Annotated in this window: 15 protein-coding genes, 1 other RNA gene and 1 pseudogene; 6 read left to right on the top strand and 11 right to left on the bottom strand. The window is 45.5% G+C overall.

What is annotated here, in order from left to right; translation table 11 throughout:
- Positions 1 to 57: 57 nt before the first annotated feature.
- From QUA54_RS03165 to QUA54_RS03190, 6 genes are all read right to left on the bottom strand, one after another.
- Entirely contained in the window at positions 58 to 1,425 is a 1,368-nt protein-coding gene (locus QUA54_RS03165; RefSeq protein ID WP_333413254.1) for a DNA phosphorothioation system restriction enzyme, read from the bottom strand.
- Between the two features lie 90 nt (positions 1,426 to 1,515).
- Positions 1,516 to 2,091 carry a Uma2 family endonuclease gene (locus QUA54_RS03170; RefSeq protein WP_333413201.1) on the bottom strand — a complete coding sequence of 192 codons (576 nt, stop codon included), beginning with the start codon at positions 2,089 to 2,091 and terminating at the stop codon, positions 1,516 to 1,518.
- Between the two features lie 34 nt (positions 2,092 to 2,125).
- A complete protein-coding gene (locus tag QUA54_RS03175; RefSeq protein ID WP_333413203.1) occupies positions 2,126 to 2,569 on the bottom strand; it encodes a hypothetical protein in 444 nt (147 codons plus the stop codon).
- Between the two features lie 198 nt (positions 2,570 to 2,767).
- Positions 2,768 to 3,148: a phasin-related domain-containing protein gene (locus tag QUA54_RS03180; protein WP_333413205.1), complete on the bottom strand. Its 381-nt coding sequence runs from the start codon at positions 3,146 to 3,148 to the stop codon at positions 2,768 to 2,770.
- Between the two features lie 23 nt (positions 3,149 to 3,171).
- Positions 3,172 to 3,268: signal recognition particle sRNA small type (gene ffs / locus QUA54_RS03185), an RNA gene on the bottom strand.
- 23 nt (positions 3,269 to 3,291) lie between these two features.
- Positions 3,292 to 3,558: a YciI family protein gene (locus QUA54_RS03190; protein ID WP_015179070.1), complete on the bottom strand. Its 267-nt coding sequence runs from the start codon at positions 3,556 to 3,558 to the stop codon at positions 3,292 to 3,294.
- 120 nt (positions 3,559 to 3,678) lie between these two features.
- Between QUA54_RS03190 and QUA54_RS03195 the strand changes: the two genes are divergently transcribed.
- Positions 3,679 to 4,260 (top strand): 2'-5' RNA ligase family protein, encoded by a 582-nt coding sequence (locus QUA54_RS03195; RefSeq protein ID WP_333413206.1) that lies wholly within the window; start codon positions 3,679 to 3,681, stop codon positions 4,258 to 4,260.
- Positions 4,261 to 4,392: 132 nt separating this feature from the next.
- Here QUA54_RS03195 and QUA54_RS03200 read toward each other — a convergent pair whose 3' ends face one another.
- On the bottom strand, positions 4,393 to 5,079 hold the full coding sequence (locus tag QUA54_RS03200) for a ComF family protein (protein ID WP_333413208.1): 687 nt from the start codon (positions 5,077 to 5,079) through the stop codon (positions 4,393 to 4,395).
- Positions 5,080 to 5,151: 72 nt separating this feature from the next.
- Between QUA54_RS03200 and QUA54_RS03205 the strand changes: the two genes are divergently transcribed.
- Positions 5,152 to 7,638, top strand: coding sequence for a putative PEP-binding protein (locus QUA54_RS03205; RefSeq protein WP_333413210.1), 2,487 nt, complete (start codon positions 5,152 to 5,154; stop codon positions 7,636 to 7,638).
- Positions 7,639 to 7,817: 179 nt separating this feature from the next.
- Here QUA54_RS03205 and QUA54_RS03210 read toward each other — a convergent pair whose 3' ends face one another.
- Positions 7,818 to 7,949 carry a hypothetical protein gene (locus QUA54_RS03210; protein WP_333413212.1) on the bottom strand — a complete coding sequence of 44 codons (132 nt, stop codon included), beginning with the start codon at positions 7,947 to 7,949 and terminating at the stop codon, positions 7,818 to 7,820.
- A 61-nt stretch (positions 7,950 to 8,010) separates the two neighbouring features.
- On the opposite strand from QUA54_RS03210, the gene QUA54_RS03215 reads away from it, so the two are divergent.
- Complete coding sequence (locus QUA54_RS03215) at positions 8,011 to 8,457, top strand: hypothetical protein (protein ID WP_333190592.1); 447 nt, start codon at positions 8,011 to 8,013, stop codon at positions 8,455 to 8,457.
- Between the two features lie 116 nt (positions 8,458 to 8,573).
- Positions 8,574 to 8,729: a hypothetical protein gene (locus tag QUA54_RS03220; RefSeq protein ID WP_333413214.1), complete on the top strand. Its 156-nt coding sequence runs from the start codon at positions 8,574 to 8,576 to the stop codon at positions 8,727 to 8,729.
- Here QUA54_RS03220 and QUA54_RS03225 read toward each other — a convergent pair.
- Positions 8,726 to 9,013, bottom strand: a complete 288-nt coding sequence (locus QUA54_RS03225) for an RNA recognition motif domain-containing protein (protein ID WP_172191775.1) — start codon at positions 9,011 to 9,013, stop codon at positions 8,726 to 8,728. The two genes, QUA54_RS03220 and QUA54_RS03225, sit on opposite strands and share 4 nt — an antisense overlap.
- 634 nt (positions 9,014 to 9,647) lie before the next feature.
- Positions 9,648 to 11,213, bottom strand: coding sequence for a methyl-accepting chemotaxis protein (locus tag QUA54_RS03230; RefSeq protein ID WP_333413216.1), 1,566 nt, complete (start codon positions 11,211 to 11,213; stop codon positions 9,648 to 9,650).
- A 651-nt stretch (positions 11,214 to 11,864) separates the two neighbouring features.
- Here QUA54_RS03230 and QUA54_RS34370 point away from each other — a divergent pair.
- Positions 11,865 to 12,038, top strand: coding sequence for a hypothetical protein (locus tag QUA54_RS34370; protein ID WP_445301523.1), 174 nt, complete (start codon positions 11,865 to 11,867; stop codon positions 12,036 to 12,038).
- Between the two features lie 356 nt (positions 12,039 to 12,394).
- Positions 12,395 to 12,579 (top strand): annotated as a pseudogene (locus tag QUA54_RS34375) (zinc ribbon domain-containing protein); the annotation flags it as partial.
- A gap of 142 nt (positions 12,580 to 12,721) precedes the next feature.
- Here QUA54_RS34375 and QUA54_RS03240 read toward each other — a convergent pair.
- Positions 12,722 to 12,940 carry a hypothetical protein gene (locus QUA54_RS03240; RefSeq protein ID WP_333200058.1) on the bottom strand — a complete coding sequence of 73 codons (219 nt, stop codon included), beginning with the start codon at positions 12,938 to 12,940 and terminating at the stop codon, positions 12,722 to 12,724.
- Between the last annotated feature and the right edge of the window lie 102 nt (positions 12,941 to 13,042).

Consider the following 13,042-nt stretch of genomic DNA (forward strand, 5'->3'; position numbering starts at 1 on the left):
TAAAACTGCTATCAAATAATTCTATATTCTCAAACATAAACCGAACCTTAATAAATGTCAAATATCTAATAGCCCGTACCGTCTCTGAATTTGCAACAATTTCACCCTAGCTTCTCCAGCATTGTCGGCTAAATCGGCAAATTCCAAGAACCGCTTCAACTCTTTTCGCAGCAAATTGCGCTCGACTTCTAAAGTTTCTCTGCCCAAATCTGGAGGCAAAACTATCATGTCAAATAAAGTTGCCCTTTCCTTCCCCGGATGCGGCCGCAAAATCCGTCCTCGGCGCTGAATAAACTGGCGTGGATTGCTGCTGCTTGCTAAAATTACAGCATTCCGAATTGCGGGAATATCAACGCCTTCATCCAAACAGCGAATCGCGACTAAACCTTGCAATTCTCCACTCTCAAATTGTCGGCGCAATCGTTCTCTTTCTGCTAAAGGAGTTGCCGCCGTATAAGTGTTAACTCGGTAGCCTAATTCTGAACCCAATAACTTCGCGGTTTCTGTTAGTTGGCGGTTGTTATTTCGGCGCGCGCTTCCTTCGATCGCACCGTCGCCGCAGTAAAATAAAGTGTGGGCTGTATCGAGACGGTGAATCATTAATTCTCGCAAAGCTACTAATTTATTAGCCGCAGCTCCAATCAACCGGGATCGCTGCATTAATAAAGTTGTTAAAGCATCGTTTTCTTCTGCTTTTTCATCGCCCCAAAGCGCCCAGCCAATTTTTTGAGTTAAGCGAGAATACTTGCGGGTTTCGGCTTCTGTCAATTCTACTAAAATTGGATAGTATAAATAATGTACTAATGCTTTTTGGCGGATGGCGTCGGCTAAGGTGAGTTCCGGCTGCAAAACAGGGCCGAAATAATCTAAAATAGCTTCGGTTCCCTGTTCGTCGAAATGCCTTTCTGGGGTGGCGGAAAGAGCGAGTCGCAGTCCAATATTGCGCGGCAAACTTTCTCCTAAACGGGGCGCGCCTAAATTGTGAACTTCGTCTCCAATAATCAGGGTTTTTTCTGGGAAATAGCGCAGTTGCGATTGCAAGCTATCGGACATTAATGTGGCGTTAGTGGTGATGATTGTGAGAAATAGCCTATCGCCCGTTAGCGAAGCCCTCGAAGAGGATCGCACTTCATACAAACCCGCAGCCAGCTTGTTTTGCCAACTGCGGGCGCTATCAAAAGCCAAAATAGGTTTTAAACCAAATTTCTCCGATTCGCGCGCCCATTGATTCACCAGGTGGCAGTAAGGGCAAATTACGAGCAGAACTTGCAGGTTAATTTTATGGTATAATTCAGTGGCGATCGCCAGCGCAGTAATCGTCTTGCCGCTACCCGTCGCCATCTTCAGCGTACCGCGTCCCTGATTCGCAAACCAATTAGCAACCGCCACTCGCTGATACTGTCGTAATTGCAGCGATGGCGGCATTTTCGGAAATCCAAATTGCGAATTATTAGCCGTTGAGCGATTCACCTTTAAATGCCGTTAGATGCAATATTCCCTATACTCAACTGTAACTCACGGGCGATCGAAACTTAACAGCCCAAACAAATCATCCGCCGACATTTGCAAATCCGAAAGCACATCGAGCACAGGTAAAATATCCTGATTCTCTTTCGCCTCTGGTTGCTGCTGCGGTTTAAAAACAAGAACTAATTTTTCTGCCGGGTCAATCAACCAACCCAGTTTAGCATTGTGATTTAAGCAAAACAAAATATTATTAATGACCCGAGTTGGATTTTGATCCGGCGATAAAATCTCAATTGTCCAATCCGGTACAATTTCAAACCTATTTGCAATTTCTCCGTCAGCATCTAGAGGAATACGATCCCACTCGAACACTGCTATGTCTGGAACAAGAGAACGTCCCCCAAAAGTGCAGCGCAATTCTGGAAACGCATAAGCTAACTTCTGCGGTTTGCCAACTCGATTAATAACAGATGGAAACTCGAATTGTAACGTACTGTGTTTTCCTTGGGGCATAGCTTTTTGATAAATTTGACCGTCAACATACTCGCTAGCCGGCTTAGTCTCTGGCAATAGCAGAAACTCTTCCAGAGAAATCTTTGACGGAGACTGAATTGACGTTGCCATAAGCCATTAACCCCTTAACAACTCAACTCCCGTCTTAAAAATTCATATCGCTGTCAGTTTCCCAATCAGCACAACTCTCCGATTCCACACCAGTAGGGTGCATCGCACAAACCAACAAATTTCCCCCGTAAACTTGACCGTGATAGTTGCGACAACCGCGACAAGCCGGCTGCTGCGTCGGCGAAGGGTCTACATAAGTCACCATCGACAAATCTATCTCATCAAACTCAGGGTCGAAGTCGCGGCAAATTTCAATTATCGGTTCGATAAATTCATTAAATAAACCGTCAAATTCATTGAAATAACCGTCAATGTCATTAATCAGATTATTTTGTACTTGTTCAGTAAAATCTTCCGACATCTTTGCCAAAACGTCCAGCATTTCGACAAACTCTTCGCCCATTTCGCTGAAAAAATGCTCTACTTCAGAAACAGCATTTTCCATTACTCCAAAAAAATCTTTAGACCAATCTTCCATGAATTTGACAGCTTGCTATTACAAAATATTTTACAGACAGGTGCAGCCAGCCTCATGCGAAGCGATCGCACCTACTTTCAATTCTATTACCTATTGCCTGATATCCGTCCACATCTGACAGGGGAGATATTCAAAAAGGGAACTCAAGAGTATTATCGTGAGTTCCCTTCCTGCTTTGCTGAGCGAGTTTTTTCCTGCTTAATCCCGCTTCAGCCGCCGCAATTCCTCTTGTAAATTCTGCACCTGTTCGCGGAGCTTGTCTACGCCGCCTGTCTCTTTAACATCTTTTACCGAGACATCTTCTTCCTCAGAAACAATTTCAATCCGCCGAGGTTCAGCCGGTTTTTTGTCGCCAGCCGATTCTACGGGGGGCTGCTGCTGAGCCTGTTGCACCATATCGTCAACAAAGCGACGGGCTTCTTCCGTGGACATCTCACCCCGCTTCACCAATTCGTCTGCCAGCTTTTGGGCTTCAGTGCGTAATTCAGTTAACTTGCTGCCAGCTTTTTCACCAGCGTAGGAAGCTAGCCCGACACCAAGGTACACTGCTTTTTGTAAAATATCTCCAAAACCAGGCATAGGAGCTACACCTCATAAAACTGGGTGAACCGGAGACCACGCCTATTACAAGCATCCCGTGTTGCTGCTACCTTCCGGTCCTGACAAGATTTGGGCGTTGGAATCGCGTGGATCCAGTTCATTTATCAGTATAACACAGTTATTTATTCTTCAACCACGCACCAGTGATAAATTTCATAAATAACGCAACCGTTCTTCACCAGCGGGTCTTCAGCGACGATCGCCTTCGCCTCATCCATCGAACCCGCCTCAAACAGCAACATACCGCCGCCCCGCCTCGCCCAGTAGCCAGTTTTCGCTCGGTGTCCTTTAGAAATCAACTCTCGGACATAAGCTCTGTGAGCTGGCACGTATTGGTCAAAGACAGGCTTTTCGACAATTCCTTGCTCAATTTTGACAAACCAAGGCATTTTTATTTGGGATTTTAGATTTTATATTTTAGATTGGGAATGGGCGATCGCCAATGGGATCTAGGGCAAATGCTCTATATTCCATTTTGCACTATCCTTTCTTAACTGCGATGTTATCCGATGAACCAGTCAAAACAGCGATTTTTTATTGCCATAGTGCCGCCTCCCGATATTGAACAGCAGATTACTGAGATTCAACGGTATTTTGCGGAACATTACAACAGCCGCGGTGCTTTGAATTCGCCGCCGCATATCACGCTGCAACCTCCTTTTCACTCGTTAGCGGAGGATGTTCCAACATTAGAGGAAAGTTTGAATCAGTTTTGTGTAAACCGGCGGCCCATTCCCGTTACTCTATCCGGTTTTGCTGCTTTCGCGCCCCGCGTCATTTACGCTGATGTTGTCAAATCACCCGAATTGCTGGAGATTCACAAAGATTTGATGAGTTATATCGAGGCAACTTTGGGAATAGTCGATCGAGTTTCTCAGACTCGCGCATTTGTACCGCACATGACAGTGGCTTTTCGCGATTTAACTAAGGAGAATTTTCAAACGGCTTGGTTAGAATTTGCAGAGCGATCGCTCCACTTTGAGTTTACCGCTTCGGCGTTAACTTTACTGCTTCACGACGGCCGCCGGTGGAACATCAGCAACCAATTTCCCCTTGCAGCCGAGCCTCCAACAATCCTAAATCCATCCTAAACACTCTCCCTTCTCTTTCTGCTCTTTCTTCGCGTCTTCGCGGTTCGTTTTCCCAAAAAAATATTATTAGCAAATCCTGATAAATATCATTGACTCACTACAAACCAGTTTAAAATTAAAGGCATTCGCAGCTTACCGATTAATCTTATTAGGAGTTGCAAGTGCCACAGTTCCGTAAACCGAAATTCCCGACTCTTCTAATATTTTAATTGCCGACTTAACCGTAGTACCGCTAGTGTAAATATCATCAACTAACAGCACGCCAGCGCGCGGGCGCCGGCGACGAAAATCTTTCCCCAAACTTAAAGCATTTTTCATTTCCGCTTGCCGCTGCTGTGGCGTCAGAGCGAATAAAGCCTGAGTATTTTTCACCCGCTCCAAACCGTGCCGCTGCAAAGGCAAACCAGTCAGCTCGCAAAAACTTTCAGCCAAAAGTTCCGCCTGGTTAAAACCGCGATCCTTGAGCTTTTCTTGATGCAGGGGAATCGGTACAACTGTTAAATTTTCTATAGCTAATTCGGGAAAACTCAGCCAAGCTTCTGCCAGCCAGCCGCCTAGAGGTTTGGCTAATTGCGGATTGCCGTCATATTTCAAAGCTGCGATCGCCCGTTTGAGAGCCCCGCCATACTCACCCCACACAAAAACACGCTGTTCTGAATGCCAAAATCGACCCGGATCGCTTAACTGACATCGCTGAAGTTGCTTGTGACAGTACGGACAAAACTCTCCGGCGGCCGGTCGCTGACAAAGAGGACAGTTAGACTTAAGAAAAAGATTGAGAAAAGATTTGACTAATCCCGTCCATTTTCGCTTGTTCATCCTAAAATTGTCGTAAGTGATTAATGGGAAAAACTTTCAACTTCAATCAGTTTCCACCGACAGGCTCGCAGCGTGAAAAACCTCTACTGGTTAGACAAAATTCAACCTTCAGACCGAGATGCAGTGGGAGAAAAAGCATTTTACTTGAGCTGTTTGCTCCAGAAAAATCATCCTGTTGTACCGGGTTTTGTCGTGCCGGCTACCACATTCTGGCAGTTTTTAGAGTCGATCGACTGGCTAGAACCGCTGTTTGCTGACTGGCCACACTCTTCCCTGCACTTGAATGTAGATGAACCCAGACAACTGCAATCGATCGCCCGCAGCATCCGCCACCAAATCCTCGCCGGCAAACTGCCAGATTCACTGCTCTCCACCCTAGAGTCTGCTGTTTCTCAACTCAACTCACAGTCAAACTTAAACTCCACAGCCTTAATTTTTCGCCCTTCCCTGACTTCCTGGAACCCGAAAACAGTCGGCATTCTGGAATCTCAGGCAGTACGGGCAGAACCCGAAGCCATTGGGGCCGGACTCAAACGAGCTTGGGCAGAAATGTTCAGAGCCCGAAGTCTATTTTACTGGCAGCGGTGCGGCCTGCGGGTACAGCAAATCACTCCCGCAGTTTTGGTGCAGCCGCTTCAAGAAGCGATTGCCGCGGGCGAGGTGAAAACAAAGGCGGGCGCACCGTGGGAAATCCAAGCCACCAGCGGTTTGGGATTGTCCCTCGCTAGGGGAGAAACCATCCCCGATTACTATCAAGTGCAGCCAGAAACAACCGCGGTTAAATTCCAGCGGATCGGTTACAAAACATTAGCCTACAATCTCAAAGTCGGCGATGGTGAACCGAAAAAAAAACTGCTGCTGGGCAAGTTTGCTGCTTTCCCAATTCCCGATTCTCCATTTATAATTCCTGATTTTGCTGACTGTTGCGTGCAAGTTTCAGCGCTGGGAGAGGAAGCACAAACAGAATACGTTTTAGAGGAATCGCAACTTCAAGAAATCATTGAATTGAGTAAAAAAGCGATCGCAGAATTTGACTCGGATTTAATTTTGGAGTGGACGCTAAACCAGACAGCAAACAGCAGCGAACCGCAGTTTTATTTCACTCAAGTTCGTCTTGTGAAAGGGGAAAAAGTCGCGCCGGTAGAGGAAAATTCGATCGCCCGAGAGCAGCCAAACTCGATCGCCCCAGCCCGAACTCCTGCCATACTCAGAGGTGTGGCAGCAGCATCAGGAAAAGCCGAAGCAATTGCCCAAGTTATGACTAATTCCCACCCAGAAAACGCGGAATTCTTAGCCGGAGGCATTTTGGTAGCCCGGGCAATCGATCCGAATTGGCTGCCTTGGCTGAAAGTTGCTGCTGGGGTGGTTGCGGAACAAGGAGGCATGACAGGCCACGGCGCCATTTTAGCGAGAGAATTGGGGATTCCCGCCGTTGTGGGAGTGGTCGGGGCCACTCGGGCGATCGCCTCGGGCGATTCCGTGTTGGTAGACGGCGATAGCGGAGAAGTTTTTGCCCTCGCCCAACACGATGCGATCGATATAGCAGACAGCCGCCGACTTCTGGACAGAGCAACAAATGCAGATACATACAGTACAGCAGCCAAAATGTCAATAGCCAACCACCAATCTTCAACCTCAGATCGATCGTCCAATTCCGGGCATAAATCTCGACAATCTGAGTCTGCCGAATATGTTTGGGGCCCACCAACGGCGACTCAACTGCTAGTTAATGTCAGCCAAACAAGTTCGATCGACCGCCTCAAAAATCTGCCAATAGACGGCATCGGATTGCTGCGATCGGAATTAATGGCATTGGAAGCTTTGGACTGTCAAAACCCGAAACTTTGGTTGCAAAACGGGCGCAAATCGGAATTTGTCGATCGCATGGCGGATTGCCTCAGTTTATTTGCTGCTGCCGTTTCGCCGCGGCCAATATTTTATCGATCTCTCGATTTGCGCGAGTCAGGCGCCCACGGCAGTTTCAGTTATACCTTTGAACCGGAATTATTTGATTGGGAACTGTGCGTACTTCAAAAACTCTGCGAGTCTGGTCATACGAATGTTAATTTAATTTTGCCTTTCGTGCGCTCGGTTGAGGAGTTTATCTACTGCCGCCAGCGCTTAGAAACTATTTGGAAAAACCGCTCATCCGAATTTCAAATGTGGATTATGGCGGAAGTTCCTTCAGTGTTATTTCTATTGCCAGATTACGTAAAAGCAGGAGTTCAAGGAATTTCCATCGGCACCAACGATTTAACCCAATTGCTGTTAGGAATTCACCGCAACTCCGAACAGGTAGCAGGTGCTTTCAACGGGCGCGATCTAGCAGTGATGAGGGCGATCGAACAATTAATCAAACAGGCCCGGGCCGCCGGTATTCCTTGCTCGATCTGCGGCGACACTCCAGCTTTGTATCCCGATACAGTTGAATCCTTCGTGCGGTGGGGGATTTCGTCTATTTCGGTCAATGCCGAGGCTGTACAACAAACTTGCAGGGCGATCGTCCGCGCCGAACAGCGCCTGCTGCTAGAAGCCGCTCGATCGATAATTAACAATTAACCAGTCCCGGATGCACTATACCTCAGAAATCCGGTTTCTACTCTAAATCATACCTTTGGCAAGCAGCCACCCGCTCAGAAATCGGGTTTCTAGACAACCCGTGCCTCCAGGACTATTAACAACTACAGAAACCCGGTTTTAAATTAGATATAGCAACCGCCCAGACGGTGAGGACATTTTTAATTGGTGAAACCTTTGCTTTTATTGCTTCTTCCTTCTTCCTTCTTCCTTCTTCCATCGGACTGACATCCGTTACATCCGTTACAGAATCCGTTGCCGAACTTCTTCCTTCTTTTTCCTTCCGCTATCACAAGATCGGATTTTAAAGCTAGGATAGAAATATAACCAACACTTGACCTGGAGGTACAAACAGTGAAATCAAAAATTATTGCAACAGTAGCAATACTTGCCGCCCTGGGCTTTCTTCATCCCCATCCAGCATTATCTCAACCTGCAACTGACGGTGGCACAAAACCCGGATTCTGGCAACCTCAAGCGCAGGTTGACAATACTCGCAACATTACCCTCAGACTGTTAAATGAAACGGGATTAAACCTAGAATACGGTCAATCAGGTGCCAGCTTGTCATCCTTGCCAGTCGGAGCCAGCAAAAACATCATTGTTCGCATCAGCAATCGCACCGGCGACATTGCTAATATTCCGATTAATGCCACAGGAGGAACCACAACTTTAAAATACGACTATAACGTTGACTCGCAGCAAAACATTGTGACGATTCGCATCACCAGATCGGATAGCCGCACTAGGCAAGACCGATCAGTTTATATTGATGAAAAAGGCCGAGTTTACTCTTTCTAAAACAGACGCCGATCGACCCGGTTTCTCCTAATAAATCTTGGTTTTAGCAGCGAGGTATCCGGGAAGAAATCAGGTGTCTAGACTCCCGTGGGTAAATTCTGTCTTTCTCAAAAAGAATGAATCAAGTGCAGCCCATAAAGAATCGAGGTTTTTGGGCAGCGGATTTGACATGGCATCCCCAAAATCAACTGCTGGTAGCAATTCGGCGCTACTTGCGCACTGGCGCATCAGGTGGGTTCCGAGAGGATGTCAACCGCTGCATTGCGGACTAATATCCGTCGTTTCTCTTGATACCTGCGCCTCGATTTCCCTCTTCTTTGGGTTTAGCTTTATTCACTCGCAAGGGGCGCCCCATCCACTCTGCACCGTCTAATGCGGCAATTGCAGCGTCTTCTTGGGCATCCTCCATCATCTCAACAAATGCAAAACCGCGCATCCGACCGGTTTCCCTGTCGGTAGGCAAAACAACTCGCTTGACAGTACCGTACTCTGCAAATACTGCTTTCAGGTCTTCTTCGGTGGCGCGGTAAGACAGATTTCCAATATAGATAGTCATGTCGATCGAACTGAACTTGTTGTGCTATACATAATAACCGGTTAATTTAACTCTTAAGTGCTATCTAGCATACGACTGGGCGATCGAATCTGATTAAAAGGGTTTGCCACATTCACAAACCCTTTGTACTGGCTGCAATAGTTAGCTCGATGAAAAACCAGCTCTCACTCACCGTTCGAGTGAGTGATGAGATGAATTTTGAGGCGGTGAGGAATCCGAGATCGGAACAATATTTGATTTTAATCAGATCAGTGATTTGTGGGCGACGAATTGCCAAGTATCTTCGGAAACAAAGCGACTAACCAGGTATAATATATGAGGTTAGTCCCCGCCACGATCGTTGCTCTAGCGGTTCTCAACTTTCGTGAGGTACTTGCCAGTTAATTACCAATTCCCCACTTCTTCAATTCTTTAATCTAAAATCTAAATTTGTACCTAACTCACTTGAGAATTGCTATACACATTTATACAGCACTTTGAGGAAACATACTTGGCATCTCCCTACCCTTCTATAGACGGCAGATGTCACCTTCAATCCTTTGGGAAAATATGGAATTGGAAATTAGAAATGGGGAATTGGAAAAATTTTATCCCCATCTCCTTAATCCCCAGTTGAGGATATTACTTTTTTCAATTAAACTACAGACTTGAGATTTAAAGCCGCTTTGTTAAGTGTTTGAGTGCCAACTCGACTTTGGGTGATACCGCTGGCTGTTTCCGCTGCTCCTTTATTCAGAACATTCATCGCATCTACCACTTGCTCAATAGCGATCGCCTGCTGTTTGGTATTCAAATAAATTTGCTGACTGCTGACAACAACACTGTTAATTGCATTAGCAACATTGTTAAAAGTCTCCGCCGTACCTTCAGTCAACTTCAGGCTCTTATCTAAAGTTTTATTACCCTCATCTGTTACACTCACTGTCTTATTAATGGCATTCTGAATATCGTTTACCAAATCATTAATCTGAGCCGCCGATTTCTTGCTTTGATCTGCGAGTCTGCGAATTTCCCTCGCCACCACCCCAAACCCCTTTCCTTGTTCTCCGGCGCGTACTGCTTCCACTGTAGCGTTAATTGCCAGCATATTAGTTTGATTAGCCAAATCGCTCACTAAATTAGTAATATTAGCAATCTGATTGGTTTGCTGGCTCAAATGTAAAACTTGCTCGGCTATCCCTCCGACTTTTTCTGTCAAAGTCAACATTCCCTGCTGCGTTTTCTGCACTACTTTACTGCCTTCTGCTGCCATGTTTAAGACATGACTGGCATTCTCAAGGGCTGACTCGGCTTGCATAGCTGATTGCCTTGATGATGCGCCCAATTCATCCATTGTGCTAGTTGTTTGATTAACAGAAGCAGCTTGTTGTACAGCAATACGTTCTTGTTGCTCTATGGTAGCCGCGATCTCGGTGGAAGAACTGACAATCATATTAATAATACCTTTCAGGGCCTTATCTAAAGGTTTGGCGATCGCTATACTTAAAGCTATTCCTAAAATAATCGCCGTTAGCGGTCCAACTGTCATCCCCAAGAATACAGCTACTTGAGTCTTACTGATATCATTTTCTGCACTTTTATAAGCGTAATCTGCTTGTTTCTTGTTAGACTCAACAAGTGCTAAAATTGATTTTTCCGAGGCGATAAATTTAACGCGAGTTACCTTAGCTTGCTGAATAAGTTTCTCCAAAATTTTACTAGCTGTGTTTGCTGTGGCGATTTCTGGCGAATTACTTTTACCCTGCTTAATTAGTTTTAGCTGCAAAGCCACAGGATTAAAAATTCCCACTTTTTCAAATTCTTGATTAATTCGCAGGAGTTCTCGATCTTCCTGCTTCCAATCCTCCCAATACTTAAGCATTTGTTGATATAGTGCATCTTCCTCTGAGGTACGTGGAGTGGTTTCGTATGCTTTAAACCCATCTTGAATCTGCTGCCAAGCCTTGTCCATTCTGTTTAAGGCATCTTGCCTTTCTGCTTGACTGAGTGCCGGATTAATTAGCGTTCTCTCGGATGACTCAATTTGGGTGTGTCCCTCGTTAATTTTCAATAAATATTCAATACTCGGTAAGTTATTTTTCCCAATACTATCTATGTGTTGACTGAGATTAGATGTTGAGTTCCATCCTACCCAGGCAACTAAAAATACTAAAAGTCCCATAATCATAAATGCACCGATCAGTCTGGTTTGTAAATTCATTTTTCTCAACATAATATTTTTGCTTCTTTCTACTACAGCGATCCTCGCTGGAGTCACGAACACATATTGTATAGTATAGTCTTTCTCCTGTAGATGAATTGCCCGTCAAAAAGGATACGCACTCCAATTAATTTTCAATCCAGGTATAAAAAGGGCGGGGTGCAGTCTCCTTTTTGACAATTTCTGTAGACACCCAACTCGCCAATGAGCTATAGTTAAGTCAAGGAGTTGAGTGTAAAAATGTTGGTATTGGAAGCAAAACTGGAAGGAACGAAAGAGCAGTACAAAAAGCTGAATGAAGCTATTGGCACTGGTCGTTGTCTTCGGAACAGTTGCCTCAGATACTGGATGGGCAACAAGGACATTGGTAAATACGAGTGAAGTGCATATTGCGCTGTAATGGCAAGCCAGCTTGAGTTTGCTAAAAACCTCAATTCTATGGTACGTCAAGCTAGCACTGAAAAAGCATGGTCTGCCATTTTTCACTTTTATGAAAACCGCAAGAAGAACAAACCAGGGAAAAAGGGGTATCCTCGGTTCAAAAAATAACAAGTACATGGTTCTGTTGAGTCCGAAACCAGTGGATTAAAGCTTTCCGAAGAGCGGCGATATATCACTTTTTCTGCCAGTTTTAAAGGGGGAACCTTTAAAATGTGGGGAACCAGCGATTGGCATTTCTATCAATTGAAGCAGATTAAGCGTGTCCGCGTTGTGCGTAGTGCAGACGCATACTACGCTCAATTTTCTCTTGACCAAGAACGCTTGGAGAAACGTGAACCAACTGCCCATAATGTCGGTATTGATGTGGGATTGAATCACTTCTAAACCGATTCCGACGGGTAAATAGTAGCCAATCTGCGTCATCTTCGTAAATCTGAAAAGTCTTTTAGGCGACTTCAACGTCGTATGTCTAAGACCAAAAAATGTTCCCAAAATAGAGCTAAGTTTAGAAACAAACTGGCTCGAAAATACCTAAAGGTAAGTCGCCGTTTCGTTAAAAATTTGCTGTTAAAACAGCAAGGTGCGTAGTCATTTCCAACGACATAGTGGCTGATGAGGACTTGAAGGTGTGAAATATGGTGAAAAATCGACATCTTTCTCAATCCATTGCTGACGCATTGTGGACTCAGTTCCGTAGTTTGGTTGAGTATTTTGGGAAAGTGTTCGGCTTTGTAACAGTTCCTGTACCACCCCACTACACTTCACAAAAATGCTCCAATTTTGGGAGGTCGTCAAAAAGTCTTTAAGCAGCAGAACACATACTTGCTACCATTGTGGACACACTCAAGACAGAGATTGGAACGCTGCACGAAACTTTTTAGAAAAAGCATTAAGTCCGGTGGGTCACATCGGAATTAACGCTTAGGCGTGAGACTTACCAATACTTGGGAGGAAACTTTTTTCAGCAAGTCAACTCGTAGAAAGAGGAAGCCCAAAGAGCGCTCTTTGGAATCCCCCGCTATATTCGATATCCCGAATTAGCGGTGGGAGGTTGTCAATGCTTTTCCTTAGTCGATCGAGATTGACTGAGGCCCCGTGCTTTTACCGTTGGTGGCTTCGGCTGGGGGAGTAGTGTAGGAAGTTGAACCGGCTTGCTCGTCGATCCAACTTTTAACGGGCTCTTCGTAAAGGTTGAGTCGAAGCAGGCCAGAAAAAAATCCGCCAGTGAAGGCGATCGGCTGTTCGATCAATTCTTTCGCCATTGGGATGAGTTCGTCGAGGAACATTCAAGAGTCTCCTTGTGCTGCTGGGGTTCTACCTTAACTTTACCGTTTGTACTGCGATGCTGGCAGCGGGCTACAAAAAACCTTCCAGCGCTGAAGATGCGA

Source organism: Microcoleus sp. MOSTC5 (genome assembly GCF_036701825.1).
In the GTDB taxonomy this organism is placed as follows: domain Bacteria; phylum Cyanobacteriota; class Cyanobacteriia; order Cyanobacteriales; family Microcoleaceae; genus Microcoleus; species Microcoleus asticus.